The following is a 19,373-nucleotide window of genomic DNA, read 5'->3' on the forward strand; positions in this document are numbered from 1 at the left end:
GACACCCGATTGTAAGACGAACCGAAATAGACTCATATTGGTTCTATTTCTGTTTTTCTGTTTGGTAGGGGCGAGGCCCTGATTACATTATCGGTCGAGACGCAAAGCCGCTGTGACAAACAGTGCGGCACCAAAAAGCTCCAGCGTTTCTTCTGCGAAGCGAACCGCCTCCATCACATCGAGGATCACCGCCAGCCCAATAACAGCCAGGCCAATAGCCAGCGTGGACCGGCCATCATCAGCATTAAACCATGCTACTACCTGCGCCAGATGTCCGCTACGCCAGGCCAGTATCAAAACCAGCACCGGCAGGATCACAGCCAGCCCCGCCGCCAGCAGCAGGAAGCCTTCCCCGGCGGCTGCCCGATAGGCGAGCATCACCAGATCCTGCGCCCCGTCCAGCTCGCCGCCGCCCGCCATTGCGGGCATGGTGAAGTCGAGAAAACGGGCGCCGAAACTGATCTCGCTCAAACAGGCGAGCAAGGCGAGCGCGCAAAAGGCAAGCCCCATCCAGGTGCGAAACAATCGGCGATGAACACCGATCACCAAGGCCGCAAGAAACAGCAGTGCCGCCGTCATTTCGACAACGCCATCCTCCTTGAAAAAGGGCCCGTGACGAAAGTCCACTGACACGGCGGCCAGCGCCAGGATCCCAAGCCCGGCAGCGGTGTAGATCGCCAGTTCATGTCTCAGTGTAAACATCAAGACAGTTTCATGACGGTTTTGTGAAAAGTAAATGGGCCGTGGCGCGAATTACCGGAGGCTGGCTTGAACAAGCCCCATCCTGACCGATTTCAAAAAGCCCCATTTCGACAGGGGCCGCTTTCTATTCTCTTCGTTCATTCAGCGTTTCGGCGATGGTCCCGTAGATCAGACCCAGACCGAAAAAGGCCACCATCCCGATGAATAGCAGCACCGGCCACTGCATCATATGCTCCGACATATCGCATCTCCTTCCATGTCGGACAGCATGGTGGCAGCGACCCGCCGGGATCGCTTTGATCCAGGTCAAATATCGGGCGGGAGACTGTTCGGGAAGCGGCCGGACCCGCAGCAGGACCCGGCCATCGGCGTCCTATTTGTCTTCGGGTTCTTTCCCGCGCAGCGCATCAATTTCGGCCTGACGCTGTTTCAGGTAAAGCTCTCTTGTCGCGATATAGGGATCGTCGGCTTCGCGCAGCTTCCTGAACTGCTCGTCCTGCTCGGCGCGGGTATCGAGCGAAGTGATAATCCCCGCCGGGAGAGTATAGACCAGCTCGTTAAACGGCTTTCCGACCCCGACCGGCAGAACCGACAGATCGACCACCCTGCCGAACAGATCGCGGACAGTCGTCGGTCCGATCAGCGGCAGAAACAGAAACGGCCCCGGCTCCACACCATAATAGCCCAGCGTATTGGCAAAGCCGTTATTACGCTTGGGCAGGTTGAACGGCGGCTTTTTGGCAACATCCACCAGCCCGCCAATCCCGATGGTCGAGTTGATGGTGAAGCGGCCCAGTGTCTCCATCGCCTTGCCGGGTTTGAGCTGCAGCAGGTAGTTCAGGAAAACAATCGGCTCGCCCAAATTGCTGAGGAAATTGGAGATGCCGCTGCGCACCGGGCTGGGCACGGTATCTTCATAAGCCAGCGCGACGGGGCCGACCACGGCATCGTCAACATCCTGAATAATCTCGAAACTGTCGGCATTCAGCTCCTGCAGCGGGTCAATCTTTGGCGCGCGCGGGCGGGCGGTGACGACGATTTCATTGCCATCGGCCGGGTCAGCCGCAAGATCGGCATCGGGGCTTAAAGGATCGACAGACAAGAGCGGTTCGTCCAGCACCGGCGGCGGTGGCGCTGTTTCCAGCGGCGCTGGCTCCAATGGAACGGGCTCCAGCGGCACGGGCCATGGCACCTGGCCGGGCTGGGTTGACGGCTCCGCTTCTCCCGGCGCGATGGCCAGCGCGCCGAATAGCTGCGCCTGTGCCGATAACGATGCCGGTGATAGCGACGCCGATGAAGCCGGCGCACGCAGATCCTGCACTTCGATCCTGTCTATATCAAAGGAGTGATCCGCAATGGTTGGTGGGGGTGTGGGGGTTGCCGGTGCGTGGGTCAACGCCAGGGCAAGCATAATTTCGGAAAAGCTCAATCCAATAACCTATCTTTGTGCGATCCGTCTCCGGATCAGGAAACCCTTCATCAGTCTAGCCCCGAAACTCTGAGCGTACAGAAGGAGAGCCCCGGGGGCAAGACGGTCTGTCGGCAACCGGTTCAAAAACAGGGAGCGCCAGAAGCGCTGTCAGGTGCCTGCACCGCCTTTCGGGCGGGTCAGTGCCCATGCCAGCAGGAATAGCAGCGCCCAGATTCCGTCGATCATCGCACCGTAAAACGCCCCGCCCTCGGCTAGGCGGCCGCTGGAATAGAGCCATAGCCCGGGACCGAAAAAGGCGAGCTTTTCCAGCACCGCCACCAGCATCAGCGGGCGATAGCGCGCCGGGTCGATGGCAATCAGGATGAAGATCAGCTGGAACACCAGCGCAAGCCCATGAAAACCATAGTAAAATTCCGGATGGGTGATCGCGGGCGGCATCGCAGCGTTAAACTGTGCCTCCCCGAACAGGCCGAGGATCAGCACCGGAATCCCGTAAAGGGCGGCGAGCGCGAAGATGATGCGGGCGATGGAATGCTTATTCAAGTTCACAGTGAAGCCCCCTTTTTGTTGGCATGGTCCGCCGGGAAATCATCCCAGTGATCCTCCCGCGGCGCGACCATGTCAAGACGCGATATGGCGGCCAGAAGCGCTGAAACATCAGGCTTTTGCAATGTCCCGACATAGCGCCCGGCGCGCATCATCGGGCGATAGCGGCCCACCCTGATACGCTGAAACAGCTTTTCTAGTGTGACCTTTGGTTTTCGCGTGCCGTTTCCCTCCGCACCGCCCGGCCCTTCCAATATGAAATCCCACGCGGCGGCAAATTCCTCCGCCCCCGGCTTACGGCGCAGGCGATAGGCACTCTCCCGGCTCATCCCCACCAGCGCCGCCGCCTGTTTGACGCAGCGTGTCTCGGCAAGATAACCGATAAACTCCGCCTGCCGCACCGGCGACCACCCGTCATGCCGCCCGCGCAGCTCTGCGGGTGTGAAGGCGGGAATGCGTGAGATACGGCGATTCTGCACAGCCGCGCTGCGCGGGTCGGGTTTGGGGGATGAGCGTTGGTTTTTCATGGCGCGGATTAAGCCATGGATGGGGGCGTGTAGGAAAGCGGTTTTTTGAGGGGCGGCCTGTCCAGTCAATTTGACCATAGCGTGACCACAGCCGGCAGCGCATTTCACCGCGCAGGTTGACCGCACCCTATTCTCAGCAGATTTGTCATGTGATCAGTGCAGTTGTTTCCGCCGGGTTTTGGACAGAAATTTGGTGAATAAAGCCCGCGTTTCTTCGCATGCATTGGCTGTCATAAACTCCAGCTGATGCTCCAGATCGCTATTCTCGTTCACTTTGGTGCGCGGAAAAGCCATGGTCCAGCGACCAAATTCCGCCTCTTCCACTTCATGTTCGGACAGGCATTCGATCTGCTGGTGCCGCGGATCCCGTTTCACCTTGGCATAAACGTCGCGGACCGCTTCTTCGCTGCCCTCCAGTACCTGGACAAAATAGGAGCCGGTATAGAGCAGCGCGCCGGTGATACCCATTTTCGGGTTATTGCGGCGCGACTGGAATAATATCTCGGTGCAGTCATCCGGATCATAGCCGGGCGCCGGTTTGCTTTTATAGACAAGCTGAAACATGGGAGAATGCCTTACTTGTTATTTTAACAAGTATAAGCCTCGCCCGGTTTAGGTTTTGTGCATTTTTTGGGTTAATTCGGGCGAAAAGGGAGCGGGAATATAATGGAATAGCTAATGAACCATCCTCCCAAAGCTTGACAATATTTGCAGACCGCCCTAACTGCCACGCTCCAAACTATTGAGGTGTATGATGTTTTTTCGCGCATATTTCACACCTCCGCCCTCCTGCTAAGCAGAGCCACTAGCTCTCGATAGGGGCGCGGATGGCCCCTGACACAGGACCTGCAGGCAACGCCTGACAGGATTTTGAACATTTCCAATTTCTGGAATTTCGGCTGGCCGGTCTCTGTACCGTCCGCTGGGAGGGTATTTTTTATGTATGTGCGATTTGTTTCGCCTCAACCGCTCGAAGAACGGCGCGGCAATATGGGTATTTTTCAACCGGCGCTGGATATCGTTTATGACGATGCCACGCCCCATCATGTCTATTGGCCGATCCGGCAGGAGCTGGACTGGTTCAACGAGCATTTGCCCAAGCCAAGAGCGACCAGTTTTGAAGTTCGTTCCCGAAAATCATGGCGGTCGGATGGTATTTGCTGGTTCCATGACGATGCACATGAAATGATTTATCGCGCCTTCGTCCTTTCCGCATTGCTGCGCGATTGTGGTGTGAACATCACCAAGCTCGCGACAAATCGTCCGGGACAAATATTGTACCGTGATGACTACCAGATCATTGCCAAGCCAGCGGCAGAAACGCCGGTGGAATGGAGTTGAACACATCAAGGCCCCTCCTCTTCAGAGGAGGGGTTGGGGTCGAGAAATCCATTAGAGAAAATCGCTAACCCGAGCGATACAAACGCATCGCTCCCACCCCTTAAATCCCCTCCCCTGAAGGAGAGGGGCCCAAATAAACAGGAGGATAAAATGAAAAACAATCATGACCCCAACCACTATGACGAAGCCCCAAGTTTTCGAGGTCACAAGCAAACGCCGCAAAGGCTTCCCCAGCGAGACCCAGGTCAAGCGAGGGCGGCGGACGATTAAAGGCGGGGCCATCGAGCTCACCGAGAAACTAGGCCGTCAAGACCCCTGCCCCTGTGGTTCGGGGAAGAGATTTCAAGAAATGCTGCCTGCGCTCTGGCCGCTATGATGGAGCGGAGCGGGATGATTATTGGCGGTGATCGGGGACGGTGATGGTTTGCTAGTTTTGGCGGACCGTCGCCGTAATCCCGTCATTGCTGTGGACCCGGTTATTCCAATCCGATAAATTACCTACATGACAGAGCTCTACACTTGGAATCCCATGCCCCATCGAGTGGCCGTTACTTGCCCAAGTTGCTCCAAGGAAGCGACTTTTGAATTCGCGGAGCGTATCCAGATTCGTTATCGTGAAGATATCACCTATTTCCAAGATTCACGGCATTTTGATTACGAAAAGGCTACGCAGGGGTCAGTGGGTCTCCATCATTATGCATGGTACTATCACGGTTTAGGGCGCGGACAGCTGGAGCTGATTGACGACTTGCCAACAGGCTATGATCCGTCTTTCTGGGATCACAGCGAATATCTTTACCGAGGTCATGGTACAAATCACGGAACCGTTTATTGCACTTCATGTGATTTGCGACGAAAGCATGTGTTAAATTGGCCAGATGATGCTTACTTTTCAATAACTTATAAGGAATCCGTACTTTGGGCCTTTAATCGCGAAATGGCGACCGAACTAGCGGCATTTGTTGAGTCTAATGATCGCGATCTCGAAAAATTCCGCTATCGTTCGTCATTCATGAAGATACCCAAACTCTTTTTGTCAGCCAAGGCGCGGAGCCATGTTGTCAAGAAGCTTGGCGCCATGATGCTGTAGCGGCGAACTTGCTTAATATCCGAGTGTTACTCCGCAGCAACCCCCGCCTGCTCAAACATATCTTCACCGTCGTCATCATTATCGGTTTCCTCGATACCGATAATCTTGCCGCCTTTGCGCTGGTCAAATGAATCCCACACTTCGTTCCAGTTGCCGCGGGTGGCGCCTTTGGAATATTCGGTGGCGCGGGTTTCGAAGAAATTGGCGTGCTCGACACCGTTGAGCAATGGAGCGAGCCATGGCAGCGGGTGGTCTTCGATCATGTAGATCGGGTCAAAGCCCAGCTGGCCCAGACGCCAGTCGGCAATATAGCGGATATAGCGCTTAATCTCTTTCGCGGTCATACCGGTTACCGGACCGTCGCTGAACGCCAGGTCGATAAACGCGTCTTCCAGGCGCACGGTTTTCTGGCAGCAGTCGATAATGTCTTCCTTGACCGCCTTGGTCAGGCAGTCGCGCTCGTTCACGAACGTGTGGAACATTTTGACAATGCCTTCGCAGTGGAGCGATTCATCGCGCACCGACCAGGAGACGATCTGCCCCATGCCCTTCATCTTGTTGAAGCGCGGGAAGTTCATCAGCATTGCGAAGCTGGCGAACAGCTGCAGGCCTTCGGTAAAGCCGCCGAACATGGCCAGCGTCTTGGCAATATCTTCGTCCGTATCGACGCCGAATGTGCCGAGATAGTCATGCTTGTCCTTCATCTCCTCATATTCGAGGAACATGGAGTACTCGCTCTCCGGCATGCCGATCGTGTCGAGCAGGTGCGAATAGGCCGCGATGTGGACGGTTTCCATATTGCTGAACGCGGTCAGCATCATCTTGACTTCGGTCGGTTTAAAGACCCGCCCATATTTGTCGTGATAACAATCCTGCACCTCGACATCGGCCTGCGTGAAGAAACGGAAAATCTGCGTGAGCAGGTTGCGTTCATGGTCGGTCAGCTTCTGCGCCCAGTCGCGGCAATCCTCACCCAAGGGCACTTCTTCCGGCATCCAGTGAATCTGCTGCTGCCGCTTCCAGAAGTCATAGGCCCATGGATATTCAAAGGGCTTGTAGGTTTTACGTGCTTCCAAAAGTGACATTTTTTCCGTTACTCCGCTTTCGTACTTTTCATCATATTATCATATGGGTGTACATCATCTGGCCACCATAGGCCGCGCGTCCTTTATGGTCTTGAAGAAAACAGCCCCCTCCCTAAAGGAGCAAACGGGAGGGGGCAGTGGGCAAACTGCCTATTATTGGCGCCTGATCATTGACAGGCGAGACACTCGTCATAGTCGGTGCTGCCTTGCGTGGTCATCAGCTCGACCTTTTTCGGATCGAGCGTATTGTCCGCCTCAACACCGCCGCCTTTGCTGTCGGACGCTTCTTCCTGTCCGGCAAAACCGGCGCGCTGGATCGATTTCGAACGCAGATAATAGAGCGACTTGATGCCCAGCTCCCATGCGCGGAAGTGCAGCATCAACAGGTCCCATTTGTCGACGTCCGCCGGGATGAACAGGTTCAGCGACTGGGCCTGATCGATATAGGGCGTGCGGTCGGCCGCGAGTTCGAGCAGCCAGCGCTGGTCAATCTCGAAGCTGGTCTTGTACGCGTCTTTCTCTTCTGCCGAGAGGAAGTCGAGATGCTGGACGCTGCCGCCCTGCTCCAGGATCGAGTTCCAGACATTGGTGCTGTCCTTCGATTTTTCCTGCAGCAATTTTTCGAGATGCGGGTTCTTGACCACGAAGCTGCCGGACAGCGTTTTATGCGTGTAGATATTCGCCGGGATCGGTTCGATACAGGCTGATGCTCCGCCGCAGATGATCGAGATCGACGCGGTTGGCGCGATTGCCATCTTGCAGGAGAAGCGCTCCATCACGCCCTGGTCGGCTGCATCGGGACAAGGTCCGCGTTCCTTGGCGAGCATCATGCTGGCTTCGGACGCTTTGGCTGAAACATGCTTGAAGATCTTCATATTCCACGATTTTGCCAGCGCGCTTTCAAAGCCGAGGCCGCGAGCCTGCAAGAAGCTGTGGAAGCCCATGACGCCCAGACCGACACTGCGTTCGCGGCTCGCCGAATATTTGGCGCGCGCCATTTCATCGGGTGCGCGGTCAATATAATCCTGAAGGACATTGTCGAGGAAGCGCATCACGTCCTCGATAAAGTCCTTGTCGACTGACCATTCGTCCCATTTTTCAAGGTTGAGTGAAGACAGGCAACACACTGCCGTCCTGTCCTCACCCAAATGATCACGACCCGTCGGCAGTGTAATTTCGGAACACAGGTTGGACGTGGATACTTTCAGGCCCAGATCGCGGTGATGCTTTGGCATCATCCGGTTCACCGTGTCGTTGAAGATGATATAAGGCTCACCGGTGGCGAGACGTGTCTCGACCAGTTTCTGGAACAGCGAGCGCGCATCCACCGTGCCGCGCACTTCACCGGTCTTGGGTGATTTCAGATCCATCTCGGCACCATCACGCACTGCTTCCATGAACTCGTCGGTCAGCAATACGCCGTGATGCAGGTTGAGAGCTTTTCGGTTAAAGTCACCGGAAGGCTTTCTGATTTCAAGAAATTCTTCGATTTCCGGATGGTCGATATCGAGATAGCAAGCCGCCGAACCGCGCCGCAGGGAGCCCTGCGAAATGGCCAGTGTCAAACTGTCCATCACCCGCACGAACGGAATGATGCCAGATGTCTTGCCGTTCAGGCCAACCGGTTCGCCAATGCCGCGGACACTGCCCCAATAGGTGCCAATGCCGCCGCCCTTTGAGGCGAGCCAGACATTCTCGTTCCAGGTGTTGACGATCCCGCCGAGGCTGTCGTCAACGCTGTTGAGATAGCAGGAGATCGGCAGGCCGCGACCGGTGCCGCCATTGGACAGCACAGGCGTTGCCGGCATGAACCAGAGCTTGGAAATATAATCATAAAGCCGCTGAGCATGATCCTGATCATCCGCATAGGCATCGGCCACGCGAGAGAAGAGGTCCTGGAAACTCTCGTCCGGAAGCAGGTAACGGTCTTTCAGCGTCTCTTTGCCAAAGTCGGTCAGCAAATCATCGCGCGCGTCATCCTGCACGATTTTGAACCGGCGTTTTTCGACGCTATGGCTGTCCCGTTCAGCCTTCAGTTCTTTCTCGTCATTTTTCTTTGTCGCCGCCGCTTCGGCTTCTGCCTTTTTGCTGACTTCCGGCTCTTTCACCGGTGCTTTTTTGGTTGCGTTTTCTGCCTGGTCTTCGGATTTGTCTTTTGGCGTGTCTAAAATCTCGGCGCCCATGTCACTCTCACTCATATCTCTACCACTATTCCCGGCATCTTCCCGGTTATCTCTAAAATCCATCAAAGCCCCCTTAATCAAACTACCAAACCAATCGTTTCGCCAGCCCTTTGGCCAGCCTTCTGGTGGGTTTAATACCGGGCCATTTGTTCTTGCAATGTTCGACTCGGACAATCTCTTGCGGCCGAGCCGTTTAACATAACATTTTTACGGCCTGGGCGGGCATTTATTTTTGCCCAAAAACCCGAATAAATCGCTTGCGATTCAGGCCAAAGGGAGCCATCCACCGAGTCGGCGTTACTGGCGAGTAATACTATACGTTGGTGTGCCCCCTTGGCTTAACCACAACCTATAGTGGCTGAATCAAAATTATATGCAAGAGGGTAAATGACATTTTAACGACTCTGTTCGTCGTATAAATGAATCGCCTCGTCGACGGCCGATTCATGCTGCAGCGCAGCGACGCGTGGACCTTCTAAGCCTTGACCGGAACGCAATAGGCAGGGTCAAATTTTACAAAAAAAATATCCACAGCTCATGCACAGGTGTGAATGACTCATTTGTGACACCAGATATGGTGTTTGAATGATTCAGCGGACGGAAATTTTATTTCAAAGCTTCCAATTTTGAATCGGACAGCCTCTGTCACAAAGCGGCCAATCCTTCCGCTCGGGTCGTGACGGGATGATAGCCGAGATCGGCCTGCGCCTTTGACCCATCCAATGTACAATCGCGCGACATGACCATTGCGGCATGGGCAGTCAATGGTGGGTCGCTTTTCAAACCCAATAGCCGCCATATTTTTTCCGACGCGCCTCCGATAAAGTCAGCCATGCCCGATGAAATGGACTTGTCCGCCAATGTCAGCTGTCTTGCCTGCGCCATCCCCCCGATCATATCTTTCATGCTGACGGTCCCGTCATCCAATATGAAATAGGCCTCTCCGCCCCTGCCATTGGTGAGAGCGAGATTTATGGCATGAACCAGATTGTCGATATGCGTGGTTGATGTCATTGCCTTGCCATCATTGATCCACATCCATTTACCACTTTTGGCCATGGCTTCGACCATGGGAAGCAAAGTCGTGTCACCCGGACCCCAGATGAAACGCGGCCGCAAAACAATTGTTTCAAACGTGCCGTCGAGATTGGCATCCCGAACGCGCTGCTCTGCCTGCGCCTTGGTCGCGCAATAGGGATAAGGCGAATCCGGCGCCAGCGGAACCGTCTCATCGGCGCCGTGCACATGCTGGCCATGACAGATACCCGCCTCTGTCCCGATATGGATGAACCGCTGCACACCGGCAGCTTGCGCCGCATCCAGCATCGCCTGCGTTCCGAGCACATTATATTTATGCCATGCATCCTTTGGGCCCCATGCTTCGACAAAGGCGGCGCTGTGCAGAACAATCTCGGCATCACCAATATGTTCGGCGGTGATCGTTTCCAGATCGCAGCGCACCGGCTCAGCTCCCAGGTCGCGGATCACTGCATCTGATGCCTCGCTGCGTGACATGGCGGTGACCCGATGCCCGGCCTCAACAAATGCCTTGGTGGCCGCCCCACCGACAAAACCGGATGCGCCGGTAATAAAGATACGCATATGTCCTCTCCCACATCATTATGCCGCTCGCTTTTGATGCGAACCAGTCTCACCCATTAGCAGATGGCCAGGAACAAACCTATTTTCAGCACAGCTCAACTAGACAGCATAGGTTCATTCGTACCAAGTCACTATCCGTCCATAAATATGTCACATCATAGATGTGATCCCCCTTTTCAAAAGTAACCTATTATATATGCGTAGTTTCTTCAAACTTCAGTCGCATGATATTGCGATCGACCTCGGCACTGCCAATACACTGGTCTACCTGCGTGATCAGGGAATCGTGCTCAATGAACCGTCGGTGGTCGCGCTGGAAACCAATGACGGCGTAACCAAGGTGCGGGCCGTGGGCGCTGATGCCAAGCTGATGATGGGCAAGACGCCTGACAATATTAGGGTCATTCGACCGCTGAAAGACGGCGTGATCGCCGATCTTGATGTGGCGGAACAGATGATCAAACATTTCATCAACAAAGTGCATGATAAAAAAACGGGTCTGCTCAGGCGTTTCGATATCGCCGTGTGTATCCCGTCCGGTTCAACAAATGTGCAGCGCCGGGCCATTCGCGATGCTGCGTCCAATGCCGGCGGATCACGCATCTTCTTTGTCGAAGAACCGATGGCAGCGGCCATTGGTGCGGGGATACCGGTGGCGGAACCCATTGGCGCGATGGTGGTTGATATTGGCGGCGGCACGACCGAGGTCGCCGTGCTATCTTTGCAGGGACTTGCTTATAGTACGTCCGGCCGTATGGGTGGTGACAAGATTGACGATGCCATAGCCTCGCATATCCGCCGCAAACACAATCTGGCAATCGGTGAAACGACGGCGGAAACAATCAAGCATGAAATGGCAAGCGCCGTCAGCCCTGTCGATAACGGGCGGACCATGCACATAAAAGGTCGTGATCTGGTCAGGGGCATGCCGCGAAAGATCATCATTACCGAAGCCGAAATTGCCTATGCGATTGCAGAGCCAGTCGGCCAGATAACTGACAGCGTCCGCAACGCCCTTGAAAACACCGCGCCAGAACTGGCCGCCGATATTGTCGATCAAGGCATTGTCCTGACCGGCGGCGGCGCACTGCTCGGACGCATTGATGAACATATTGCAGAGCAGACGGGTCTGGCCGTGACAATTGCCGACGATCCGTTGACCTGTGTCGCCAAGGGTGCTGGCCAGGCCTTTGAAGATCCACTGTATCGCGGCGTGCTGATATCGGCATAACGGTACGAGTCAACACGTTCTGAATCATACAAAACTTGCCGACTTTCAACATATCGGCCAAAAGGCATCCGGATCGCATATTTAGACCAATTCCGGAGCCCTGATGACCGTCACGATAAAAACCGCCGACCTGATCGAAAGCGTTGCCGACGCGCTGCAATTCATTTCTTATTACCACCCGATGGATTATATCCGGGCGCTGGGCGAAGCCTATGAAGCGGAGAAATCACCGGCTGCCAAGGACGCGATTGCGCAGATCCTTACAAATTCACGCATGTGCGCCGAGGGTCACCGGCCGATTTGTCAGGATACCGGCATTGTAAACATCTTTGTCAAATGGGGCATGGATTGCAGGCTGGATGACACGTCCCAATCTATGCAGGAAATTGTCGATGAAGGCGTGCGCCGCGCTTACCTTCATCCAGAAAACAAGCTGCGTGCCTCGATCCTCACCGACCCCGCATTCACCCGGCGCAATACCAAGGATAATACGCCGTCCGTGCTCCATGTAGAAATGGTGCCCGGTGACAAGGTTAGCGTCGATGTCGCCGCCAAAGGTGGCGGATCCGAAAATAAATCTAAATTCAAGATGATGAACCCGAGCGACAATATCGTTGATTGGGTACTCGACATGGTCCCGCAAATGGGCGCGGGCTGGTGCCCGCCGGGCATGCTCGGTATCGGTATTGGCGGCACGGCAGAGCGCGCCGTATTGCTCGCGAAACAATCGCTGATGGACCCGATTGACATGGGGCAACTCAAGGAACGCGGACCGCGCAATGATGTTGAAGAATTGCGCATAGAGATTTTCGACAAGGTCAATGCGCTGGGAATCGGAGCGCAGGGTCTGGGCGGGCTGTCCACTATCCTCGACGTCAAGATCAATGACTGGCCCTGCCATGCGGCGGGCAAACCGGTGGCGATGATCCCCAATTGCGCGGCAACCCGCCATGCGCATTTCACTCTGGACGGCAGTGGTCCAGCCTATCTGGAAGCACCCAAGCTGGATGAATGGCCGGACGTGAACTGGGCGCCGTCGTCTGAAGCGAAGCGCGTTCATCTCGACCAGCTCGACGAAGCGGAAGTGGCCAGCTGGAACCATGGCGACCGGCTATTACTCAATGGCAAGATGCTGACCGGCCGCGATGCCGCGCATAAACGGATCAAAGACATGCTCGACAAGGGAGAAGAGCTGCCGGTCGAGTTTAAAGGTCGCGTAATTTACTATGTCGGCCCCGTCGATCCGGTCGGCGAGGAAGTGGTCGGCCCCGCAGGCCCCACCACCGCGACGCGTATGGACAAATTTACCGACATGATGCTCGAACAGGGCCTGCTCGCGATGGTCGGCAAGGCCGAACGCGGCCTCGATACCGTCGGCTCGATCAAGAAACATAAAAGCGCCTATCTGATGGCCGTGGGCGGCAGCGCCTATCTGGTCAGCCGCGCGATCAAGGGATCAAAAGTCGTCGGCTTTGAAGACCTCGGCATGGAAGCAATTTATGAGTTTGAAGTGCAGGATATGCCCGTAACCGTCGCCGTCGATGCCGAAGGCCAAAGCGTCCACCATCTTGCGCCGCTTGTCTGGCAGGAGAAGATCAAGAAAGAGGGATTGTTGGAGAGCGCCTGAACATATGGCGGTCTTCTTTCGAAAAATTACTCTTCGTTCTCGTCTGGATCCAGAAACCTGTATTCGGAGACTGCGAAAGCGTAACAGTAAGGCTGAGTTGTTGCCCTTTGCTGATATCACGAATAGCATTTTATATAAGCGGTTCGTTGTAAGCACAATAAATCCGTTCGATTGGTCAAACAAATCATCCGAACCAAAATTTATCGGTTCAATCCGTGCTGAGGCTTCAGGTTCTTCAATTCAAGGGTATTACATTCCCGGTTTCTTCGCGCTGTTCACTCCGGTATTCTTGTCTCTGTTCATGCTGGCTGTCATGATTTGGCTTGGATCAGCATGGTTTGCGCCGCTTGATAATGGCATCAATACCGTTCAGCATTATTTGACAATCGCAATTATCACGATCGGAGTTTTGGCTATTGTGATGGGAATCGGTTGGACATTTCTTTCAGACCGGTGGGAGAATGATCGATTGATTGAAAAACTCTCGAAGATCCTAGATGCAGAGATTATCGAGCAAAATGCTGCTCGAGGGGAAAAATAGATGGAACTTGTAAAACTCTATTCTCCCATGAAGCCGATTCCGCTGGCCAAAAAGCTGAAAGCGGAAATGAAGAAGCGAAAGAAGCGCAAGGACCATCATGTCTTTGGCGGCGGAACCGAGCGCAAGATGTTCCTTACCTATCGGCGTCCGGGATTCAAAAATGGAGGGGAGCCTTATTTAAAGGCCAAGATGCGTGAACATGACGGCGGCACTTTGATTGAAGGCACGATGCGTCAGGGCAAGGCCATGCCTTTCTTCCTGTTCTGGAATGGCTTTGTTGGCTTATTCTTTCTGTTCTCGCTCTTTTTATGGTTCGTCGATAATGCACCGATATTTTTTAATCTGATCTTTTCGGGAATACCGGCGGTGATGCTCGCTATTGGCCTGACCGCCGCCTACAAGACCCGCAATGATCCGCCGGAAGATCCCAGCACGCCGCAGAAGATACTGGATTTTCTTGCCAAGACCGTGGACGCGCGGCCCCTTTGACCTTTCCCATCTGGATACCTGCGGCCCTGCTGGCCGCCCTGTTTCTTGCGTGGCGAATGGCGGTGCAGCAGCGCATTCGCGCCGAGATGTCGGTCAATGCGGCGGCGCTGTCGCGTTTCTTCTTTGGCTGGCCGATCGCCTGCGCGATGCTCGCCAGCTATATGGCCGCGACAGGCCGCAGCGCCCTGCCCCCGCTGGACACATCCTTCTGGTGGTTCGCATGGGCAGCCGGCTTTGCCCAGATGCTGGCGACCAACCTGATCATCATGTCCTTTGGCTTCCGTAATCTGGTCAGCGGCACCGCCTATATGAAGGTTGAAACCCTGATCGTGGCCTTTCTTGGCTGGCTGATTCTTGGCGAAACATTGGCGCCGCTGGCTTGGTTGGGAATCGCCATCGCATTTCTCGGGATCTTGTCGGTATCCGTCGAAGGCGGCGCGCGCGGTCTGCTGCAATGGCTCCGCGGCCTTAAGCAACCAGCAGCACTTACAGGGCTCAGCGCGGGGTTCCTATTCGCGCTAACCGCCATCTTCATCAAGCAATCCGCCAATGCCATCCCCGAAGTGGAGCGCACCTATGCCGGATTGATCGTGCTTACCGCGGTGCTCGGCTTTCAGGCCTTGATGCAGGGCCTATACGTCATCATCCGCGAACCGGACCAGTTCCGCGCAATGTTGAAACGCTGGCGTGTGACGGCACAAGTGGGTGTGCTCGCCGCCACCGCGTCAGCGGGCTGGTTCATTGCCTATGCCCATGCGCCGGTCGCACTGGTCGGCATTGTCGGCCAGACGCAGATATTATATACGCTGGGTTTCGGGCGCTTCTATTTGAAAGAGCCACTGAGCAGGGGCGAACTTACCGGCATTTTGCTTGTCGGGATCGGCGTCACCATGGCGCTGGCTTCAACCCTTTAGGCATCTGCCCGACTGTTCCGTTTATCTTGGTTCCCGCCACATGGCTTCAAGCGGCGGACCGCCTTCACCACAGGCAAAAATCTCTCGCCGCTCAAATCCATGATGGGAGTAGAAACCATGATTGTCCGGGTTGCTGTTTTCCAGATAGCAGGGAATGGCCTGGGCATCGCAAGCCTGGAGAACCGGCGCCAATAAGGCTTTGCCTAGCCCGGTGCCGCGCGCCGTTTTTCGTGTTCCGATAGTGAACAGGTAACAATGGGGCTCGCGGGGATGATGCTTCTCCATGATTTCGCCGGCTGCCATGGCCCGTTTGAGGCCGCCAACATTACCGTGAATCAATTGCCCAACCGCAAAACGGATCATTGCGAGCAAACCCATATTCCCCGATTGATCCGGCGCAAGCCACATGGTTGCCCCTTCATTACCCGCAAGGTGGCAAAATCCATTCCGCGCATAGATTTCGCGTGCGAGTACGCGAAAGGATGCGTGGATGGCCTGTTGGCTGTCGAACATCCATGTGTTTACGGGGTCATCGGCAAAGGCCTCGGCAGTGATGTCGGCGAGCTGGCGCCAATCAGCAGGCGTGGCACGGGTTAGCCCATTGGGCAGATCAATATCCATCAGCTTTGCATCCCCTCAAAAAATCTCTGCACATCATAAACCTCGTCCCCCTCGCTGCGCGGCGCATATTTGTCGAACGCCTTTTTCATTTCGTCATAACGCTCGTCGAAGCGGACGACATTATAACCGTGGCTGACAACATAATATTCACCGGCCTCGATCTGCGGCGCGATGATTTTTGCATATTCCGCCGCGTCCATCGCAACAGGGATTGTCTGATTGGCTTCTGACAGCTCGGACTTCACCCAGCCAGGAATGATGACCCCGGTGGTCAGCCAGTCAGGTGCCTCCCGGCGCAATACATCCATCAAGCCGAATATCGCATGCTTGCTTGAGACATAGGCGCCGCCACCGAATGGGAAGGCATTGAACAGCGCGTTTTCCGAGGCGACAGAATAGATTGCGGAAGGCTTCTCCTCGGCCCGGAAGCGTCGACCAAATTCGGAAATGGCGGACCACATGCCCCAGAAATTCACTTCAAATATTCGCCGCGCTTCCGCCGGGTCAGTCTTGATCACCGATTTCATCGAGCCGCCAATGCCGGCATTGTTGATCAACAAATCCGCCCGACCGTTTTCCGCCCATGCAAAGTCGGCCAGTGCTTCGATGTCTTCCGGCCTGGTCACGTCGCCGACTTGATATTTCGCGTCCACACCCTCTTGGATCAATTGGCTAACGGCTTCCTTTAGCCTGTCTTCGCGTGGTTCAAACAGGATGATCCGGGAACCTGCCTTTCCCATCTCGCGTGCCAGGGCAAAACCAATACCGGTCGCGCCGCCTGTGATGACGGCTGTCTTTCCTGCAAATTCCATTTCACCCTCCCAAAACCTGGTGACTGTCACATGAAAACCACCATGACAAATTATCACCGGGAATGACTGACAATAGCACCAAGAATACCTATATAAAGGCCATGTATGTTTTCATCATCTTTATCTGCGGTATCGGTAATTTCGCCATGCACAAGGCGATGATGGAGAGCGACCATCCGATGATCACCGAAGCGCGGGGTAGTTTTTCGAAGCTGCTGGGTCCCTATGGCAGCTATATATTGGAGTTCGCAATGCTTGCCGCCGCCCTGATCTTCGCCAATATGGGGATGCTCAGCGCTGTATTCTTCTATGGCATTTACACATTGGCCAACTGCGCCGGTGCATATGTCCTCTTCTCAAACAAACATTAAGATAGAACAGTTTATTGCAGCATCTTGTGAAATTGCACTGCAAAGTTGTTGATCCGACTACAGATGTAGTTTGTCGAAATACGGTATCTCGTGTAACCAACCGGCCATAGCAAACGGACAAGAAACATACGAAATATAAAGAGACCTAATTCCGGTAAGGGGGGATTATCTTGAACAAAACCACGTGGTTATCTTTGGCTATTGCAATTTCCGCGGTGCCATCCGCTGCATTGGCGCAAACGGCAACAAGTACCAATAGCAACCTGCAACCACGGACGGAAAACGGGCGTCAGATTTACGATGTCGGACAATTTGCGCGGTTCAACCCCCGCACCGCACTGGATATCGTGCAGCAAGTACCTGGCTTTATCATTGATACTGGTGACGAAGATGCACGCGGGTTGGGACAGGCAGACGAAAATGTCTTGATCAATGGCGCGCGGATTGCCGGCAAGAATAATGACGCTTTCACCGTTTTGGGTCGCATATCAGCTGCCAGCGTATTGCGCGTCGAGATTGTCGATGGTGCAACACTTAGTATTTCCGGTTTATCGGGTCAGGTGTTGAATCTGGTTACCAGCAGTGACGGTGCGACAGGAATAACCGGCAATTTCAAATGGCGACCACAATGGCGGCGGGCAGGAAGCGACTGGTTTGACGGTGAGGTATCGGTTAGCGGCAAGATCGGCAAAGGCGATTTTACCATTGCCGTCCAGAATGAAAGCTTTCGCAATGGAGCGCGTGGACCGGAGCGAGTCACCAACGGACAAGGCGAACTGCTATTTGAGCGCTTTGAAACCGGCCAGCCGCAGGCTGATGCTCCAACGATCAATGCCTCCTACAGCCGGACCAGCGATGCCGGATCGGTCTTCAACATCAGTGGTGAATATGGAATCGATCATTTTCGCCAGCGCGTCGAAACTTTGCGGACGCAGGCTGGAGTACCGGATATTTTCGAACTGTTTACCCGCCGCGAACGGGAATGGAACGCAGAATTCAGCGCAGATTATGAATTTGATCTGGGTGGCGGCCGGTTGAAACTGATAGGGCTGCAACGGCTGGAGCACAGCCCGACCAGGGATTTTTTCAGCCGTACTTTTACCGATGGTGTTACTGAACCTTTCATAAGCGCCTTTAACCGCACAGTGGATGAAGGAGAATCCGTGCTGCGTGCCGAATATGGCTGGCAGACCGCTGGCGGAACCGACTGGGGTTTCAGCCTGGAGGGCGCATATAATTTCCTTGAAAGCCAGGCCGATAGAGGAGGCGATAGCAATACCCGTGTTGAAGAGAAAAGAGGCGAATTCATAACAACTTATGGGCGACCTTTGTCTGAAAACTTAACGCTGCAAGCCGCTCTTGGAGGCGAGTATAGCGAGATCAGTCAAGGCGATCTCACTCGGTCTTTCATCCGGCCTAAAGGGTCCCTTGCTCTGGCCTGGAGACCGGCCGCAGATTTTGATCTCAGTTTCAAATTGTCCCGGGAAGTGGATCAGCTCGACTTTTTCGATTTTGTCGGCTCGGTCGAGGTATCGAATGATGTTCAGACCGCAGGCAATACCAATCTGGTGCCGCCGCAAAAATGGCGGGCTGAACTGGAAGCAACCAAGAAACTGGGCGCGTTCGGTTCTGTCACGGTCACGTTTTTTGGAGAGAAGATCAATGATATTGTCGATACCTTCCCAATTGATGACATACGCGAAGCCCGCGGCAATATTGGCAGCGCGGACCGCTATGGCATTGAACTTGTTTCTAGCCTGTTGTTTGACCCGATCGGTTGGAAAGGCGCGAAGCTGGACATCGAAGTCGAAAGCGTAAAAAGCAGTGTTCGCGATCCGATTACTCTTCGAAACCGGCGGATCGGACAGGATGATCGCTACAGCTATGAGATCACCCTTCGCCACGATATTCCCGATACAGACTGGGCCTGGGGCGCCGGAATCGAAGATTTTGATGATGTCGCAAGTATTCGCCTCGACCAGATCGCAGATTTTGATACGCTGGCCCCCTATTCTTGGATCTTTGTCGAGCACAAGGATGTTTTCGGTCTGACCGTGAACGCCAATCTTGGCAATTTATTCGATCGCGGCGAGCGTTTTGTGCGCACCGATTATGTTAATCGGCGAGACGGACCCATTGACTTTATCGAAGACCGCACACGGAGATTCGGTCTTGTGTACAGGTTGACCATCAGCGGCAGTTTCTAAAGTCCCATAGCACCGCACATAGACAAGCGACGACGGCATCCCTACATCCGAG

Annotated in this window: 20 protein-coding genes; 10 read left to right on the forward strand and 10 right to left on the reverse strand. The window is 54.6% G+C overall.

Features of this window, described 5'->3' with window-relative positions; translation table 11 throughout:
* Positions 1 to 87 precede the first annotated feature (87 nt).
* From AC6I9Z_RS14920 to AC6I9Z_RS14940, 5 genes are all read right to left on the reverse strand, one after another.
* The gene (locus tag AC6I9Z_RS14920) at positions 88 to 702 is read right to left on the reverse strand and encodes a hypothetical protein (RefSeq protein ID WP_461456608.1); all 615 of its coding nucleotides are present in this window, start codon (positions 700 to 702) and stop codon (positions 88 to 90) included.
* Between the two features lie 373 nt (positions 703 to 1,075).
* Positions 1,076 to 2,131, reverse strand: coding sequence for an MlaA family lipoprotein (locus tag AC6I9Z_RS14925; protein ID WP_461456610.1), 1,056 nt, complete (start codon positions 2,129 to 2,131; stop codon positions 1,076 to 1,078).
* A 150-nt stretch (positions 2,132 to 2,281) separates the two neighbouring features.
* Positions 2,282 to 2,683: a hypothetical protein gene (locus tag AC6I9Z_RS14930; protein WP_461456611.1), complete on the reverse strand. Its 402-nt coding sequence runs from the start codon at positions 2,681 to 2,683 to the stop codon at positions 2,282 to 2,284.
* The gene (locus AC6I9Z_RS14935) at positions 2,680 to 3,207 is read right to left on the reverse strand and encodes a hypothetical protein (protein ID WP_461456613.1); all 528 of its coding nucleotides are present in this window, start codon (positions 3,205 to 3,207) and stop codon (positions 2,680 to 2,682) included. Before AC6I9Z_RS14935 ends, AC6I9Z_RS14930 begins: the two co-directional genes overlap by 4 nt.
* Before the next feature lie 153 nt (positions 3,208 to 3,360).
* Positions 3,361 to 3,771, reverse strand: a complete 411-nt coding sequence (locus tag AC6I9Z_RS14940) for a BLUF domain-containing protein (protein ID WP_461456615.1) — start codon at positions 3,769 to 3,771, stop codon at positions 3,361 to 3,363.
* Positions 3,772 to 4,146: 375 nt separating this feature from the next.
* Here AC6I9Z_RS14940 and AC6I9Z_RS14945 point away from each other — a divergent pair, with 375 nt between their 5' ends.
* From AC6I9Z_RS14945 to AC6I9Z_RS14955, 3 genes are all read left to right on the forward strand, one after another.
* Positions 4,147 to 4,548 carry a hypothetical protein gene (locus AC6I9Z_RS14945; protein WP_461456616.1) on the forward strand — a complete coding sequence of 134 codons (402 nt, stop codon included), beginning with the start codon at positions 4,147 to 4,149 and terminating at the stop codon, positions 4,546 to 4,548.
* Between the two features lie 178 nt (positions 4,549 to 4,726).
* A complete protein-coding gene (locus tag AC6I9Z_RS14950; RefSeq protein ID WP_461456618.1) occupies positions 4,727 to 4,924 on the forward strand; it encodes an SEC-C metal-binding domain-containing protein in 198 nt (65 codons plus the stop codon).
* Between the two features lie 126 nt (positions 4,925 to 5,050).
* Positions 5,051 to 5,638, forward strand: a complete 588-nt coding sequence (locus AC6I9Z_RS14955) for a hypothetical protein (RefSeq protein WP_461456619.1) — start codon at positions 5,051 to 5,053, stop codon at positions 5,636 to 5,638.
* A 26-nt stretch (positions 5,639 to 5,664) separates the two neighbouring features.
* Here the strand turns inward: AC6I9Z_RS14955 and AC6I9Z_RS14960 are convergent, their stop codons facing one another.
* The 3 genes from AC6I9Z_RS14960 to AC6I9Z_RS14970 all read right to left on the reverse strand — a co-directional run bounded on the left by AC6I9Z_RS14960 (position 5,665) and on the right by AC6I9Z_RS14970 (position 10,508).
* Entirely contained in the window at positions 5,665 to 6,723 is a 1,059-nt protein-coding gene (locus AC6I9Z_RS14960; protein ID WP_108810802.1) for a ribonucleotide-diphosphate reductase subunit beta, read from the reverse strand.
* Positions 6,724 to 6,890: 167 nt separating this feature from the next.
* Positions 6,891 to 8,969, reverse strand: a complete 2,079-nt coding sequence (locus tag AC6I9Z_RS14965) for a ribonucleoside-diphosphate reductase subunit alpha (protein ID WP_461456621.1) — start codon at positions 8,967 to 8,969, stop codon at positions 6,891 to 6,893.
* Positions 8,970 to 9,551: 582 nt separating this feature from the next.
* Positions 9,552 to 10,508, reverse strand: a complete 957-nt coding sequence (locus AC6I9Z_RS14970; protein ID WP_461456623.1) for an NAD-dependent epimerase/dehydratase family protein — start codon at positions 10,506 to 10,508, stop codon at positions 9,552 to 9,554.
* Between the two features lie 196 nt (positions 10,509 to 10,704).
* Here AC6I9Z_RS14970 and AC6I9Z_RS14975 point away from each other — a divergent pair, with 196 nt between their 5' ends.
* The 5 genes from AC6I9Z_RS14975 (at position 10,705) to AC6I9Z_RS14995 (ending at position 15,310) form a co-directional block, all read left to right on the forward strand.
* Positions 10,705 to 11,739, forward strand: coding sequence for a rod shape-determining protein (locus AC6I9Z_RS14975; RefSeq protein ID WP_461456625.1), 1,035 nt, complete (start codon positions 10,705 to 10,707; stop codon positions 11,737 to 11,739).
* A 103-nt stretch (positions 11,740 to 11,842) separates the two neighbouring features.
* Complete coding sequence (locus AC6I9Z_RS14980) at positions 11,843 to 13,366, forward strand: fumarate hydratase (protein WP_461456627.1); 1,524 nt, start codon at positions 11,843 to 11,845, stop codon at positions 13,364 to 13,366.
* Between the two features lie 4 nt (positions 13,367 to 13,370).
* Positions 13,371 to 13,907, forward strand: a complete 537-nt coding sequence (locus AC6I9Z_RS14985) for a hypothetical protein (RefSeq protein WP_461456629.1) — start codon at positions 13,371 to 13,373, stop codon at positions 13,905 to 13,907.
* Positions 13,908 to 14,396 (forward strand): hypothetical protein, encoded by a 489-nt coding sequence (locus AC6I9Z_RS14990; protein ID WP_461456631.1) that lies wholly within the window; start codon positions 13,908 to 13,910, stop codon positions 14,394 to 14,396. It abuts the gene before it with no gap.
* The gene (locus tag AC6I9Z_RS14995; RefSeq protein ID WP_461456633.1) at positions 14,393 to 15,310 is read left to right on the forward strand and encodes a DMT family transporter; all 918 of its coding nucleotides are present in this window, start codon (positions 14,393 to 14,395) and stop codon (positions 15,308 to 15,310) included. Before AC6I9Z_RS14990 ends, AC6I9Z_RS14995 begins: the two co-directional genes overlap by 4 nt.
* A gap of 21 nt (positions 15,311 to 15,331) precedes the next feature.
* On the opposite strand, the gene AC6I9Z_RS15000 is transcribed toward AC6I9Z_RS14995, so the two are convergent.
* A complete protein-coding gene (locus AC6I9Z_RS15000) occupies positions 15,332 to 15,931 on the reverse strand; it encodes a GNAT family N-acetyltransferase (protein ID WP_461456635.1) in 600 nt (199 codons plus the stop codon).
* The gene (locus tag AC6I9Z_RS15005; protein ID WP_461456637.1) at positions 15,931 to 16,743 is read right to left on the reverse strand and encodes an SDR family NAD(P)-dependent oxidoreductase; all 813 of its coding nucleotides are present in this window, start codon (positions 16,741 to 16,743) and stop codon (positions 15,931 to 15,933) included. The genes AC6I9Z_RS15000 and AC6I9Z_RS15005 overlap by 1 nt, the downstream gene beginning before the upstream one ends.
* Positions 16,744 to 16,805: 62 nt before the next feature.
* Between AC6I9Z_RS15005 and AC6I9Z_RS15010 the strand changes: the two genes are divergently transcribed.
* A complete protein-coding gene (locus AC6I9Z_RS15010; protein WP_109356402.1) occupies positions 16,806 to 17,114 on the forward strand; it encodes a hypothetical protein in 309 nt (102 codons plus the stop codon).
* 170 nt (positions 17,115 to 17,284) lie between these two features.
* On the forward strand, positions 17,285 to 19,321 hold the full coding sequence (locus AC6I9Z_RS15015) for a TonB-dependent receptor plug domain-containing protein (RefSeq protein ID WP_461456639.1): 2,037 nt from the start codon (positions 17,285 to 17,287) through the stop codon (positions 19,319 to 19,321).
* Positions 19,322 to 19,373: the final 52 nt, after the last annotated feature.

The sequence above is a fragment of the Parasphingorhabdus sp. genome (genome assembly GCF_059726685.1).

Excerpts from the sequence above, each read along its gene's own strand:
- AC6I9Z_RS15005 (WP_461456637.1), bottom strand. The coding sequence starts at position 16,743 with ATGGAATTTGCAGGAAAGACAGCCGTCATCACAGGCGGCGCGACCGGT.
- AC6I9Z_RS14920 (WP_461456608.1), bottom strand. The coding sequence starts at position 702 with ATGTTTACACTGAGACATGAACTGGCGATCTACACCGCTGCCGGGCTT.
- AC6I9Z_RS14955 (WP_461456619.1), top strand. The coding sequence starts at position 5,051 with ATGACAGAGCTCTACACTTGGAATCCCATGCCCCATCGAGTGGCCGTT.
- AC6I9Z_RS15010 (WP_109356402.1), top strand. The coding sequence starts at position 16,806 with ATGACTGACAATAGCACCAAGAATACCTATATAAAGGCCATGTATGTT.
- AC6I9Z_RS14940 (WP_461456615.1), bottom strand. The coding sequence starts at position 3,771 with ATGTTTCAGCTTGTCTATAAAAGCAAACCGGCGCCCGGCTATGATCCG.
- AC6I9Z_RS14960 (WP_108810802.1), bottom strand. The coding sequence starts at position 6,723 with ATGTCACTTTTGGAAGCACGTAAAACCTACAAGCCCTTTGAATATCCA.
- AC6I9Z_RS14980 (WP_461456627.1), top strand. The coding sequence starts at position 11,843 with ATGACCGTCACGATAAAAACCGCCGACCTGATCGAAAGCGTTGCCGAC.
- AC6I9Z_RS14990 (WP_461456631.1), top strand. The coding sequence starts at position 13,908 with ATGGAACTTGTAAAACTCTATTCTCCCATGAAGCCGATTCCGCTGGCC.
- AC6I9Z_RS14935 (WP_461456613.1), bottom strand. The coding sequence starts at position 3,207 with ATGAAAAACCAACGCTCATCCCCCAAACCCGACCCGCGCAGCGCGGCT.
- AC6I9Z_RS14985 (WP_461456629.1), top strand. The coding sequence starts at position 13,371 with ATGGCGGTCTTCTTTCGAAAAATTACTCTTCGTTCTCGTCTGGATCCA.
- AC6I9Z_RS14945 (WP_461456616.1), top strand. The coding sequence starts at position 4,147 with ATGTATGTGCGATTTGTTTCGCCTCAACCGCTCGAAGAACGGCGCGGC.
- AC6I9Z_RS14975 (WP_461456625.1), top strand. The coding sequence starts at position 10,705 with ATGCGTAGTTTCTTCAAACTTCAGTCGCATGATATTGCGATCGACCTC.
- AC6I9Z_RS14970 (WP_461456623.1), bottom strand. The coding sequence starts at position 10,508 with ATGCGTATCTTTATTACCGGCGCATCCGGTTTTGTCGGTGGGGCGGCC.
- AC6I9Z_RS14950 (WP_461456618.1), top strand. The coding sequence starts at position 4,727 with ATGACGAAGCCCCAAGTTTTCGAGGTCACAAGCAAACGCCGCAAAGGC.
- AC6I9Z_RS15000 (WP_461456635.1), bottom strand. The coding sequence starts at position 15,931 with ATGGATATTGATCTGCCCAATGGGCTAACCCGTGCCACGCCTGCTGAT.
- AC6I9Z_RS14965 (WP_461456621.1), bottom strand. The coding sequence starts at position 8,969 with ATGGATTTTAGAGATAACCGGGAAGATGCCGGGAATAGTGGTAGAGAT.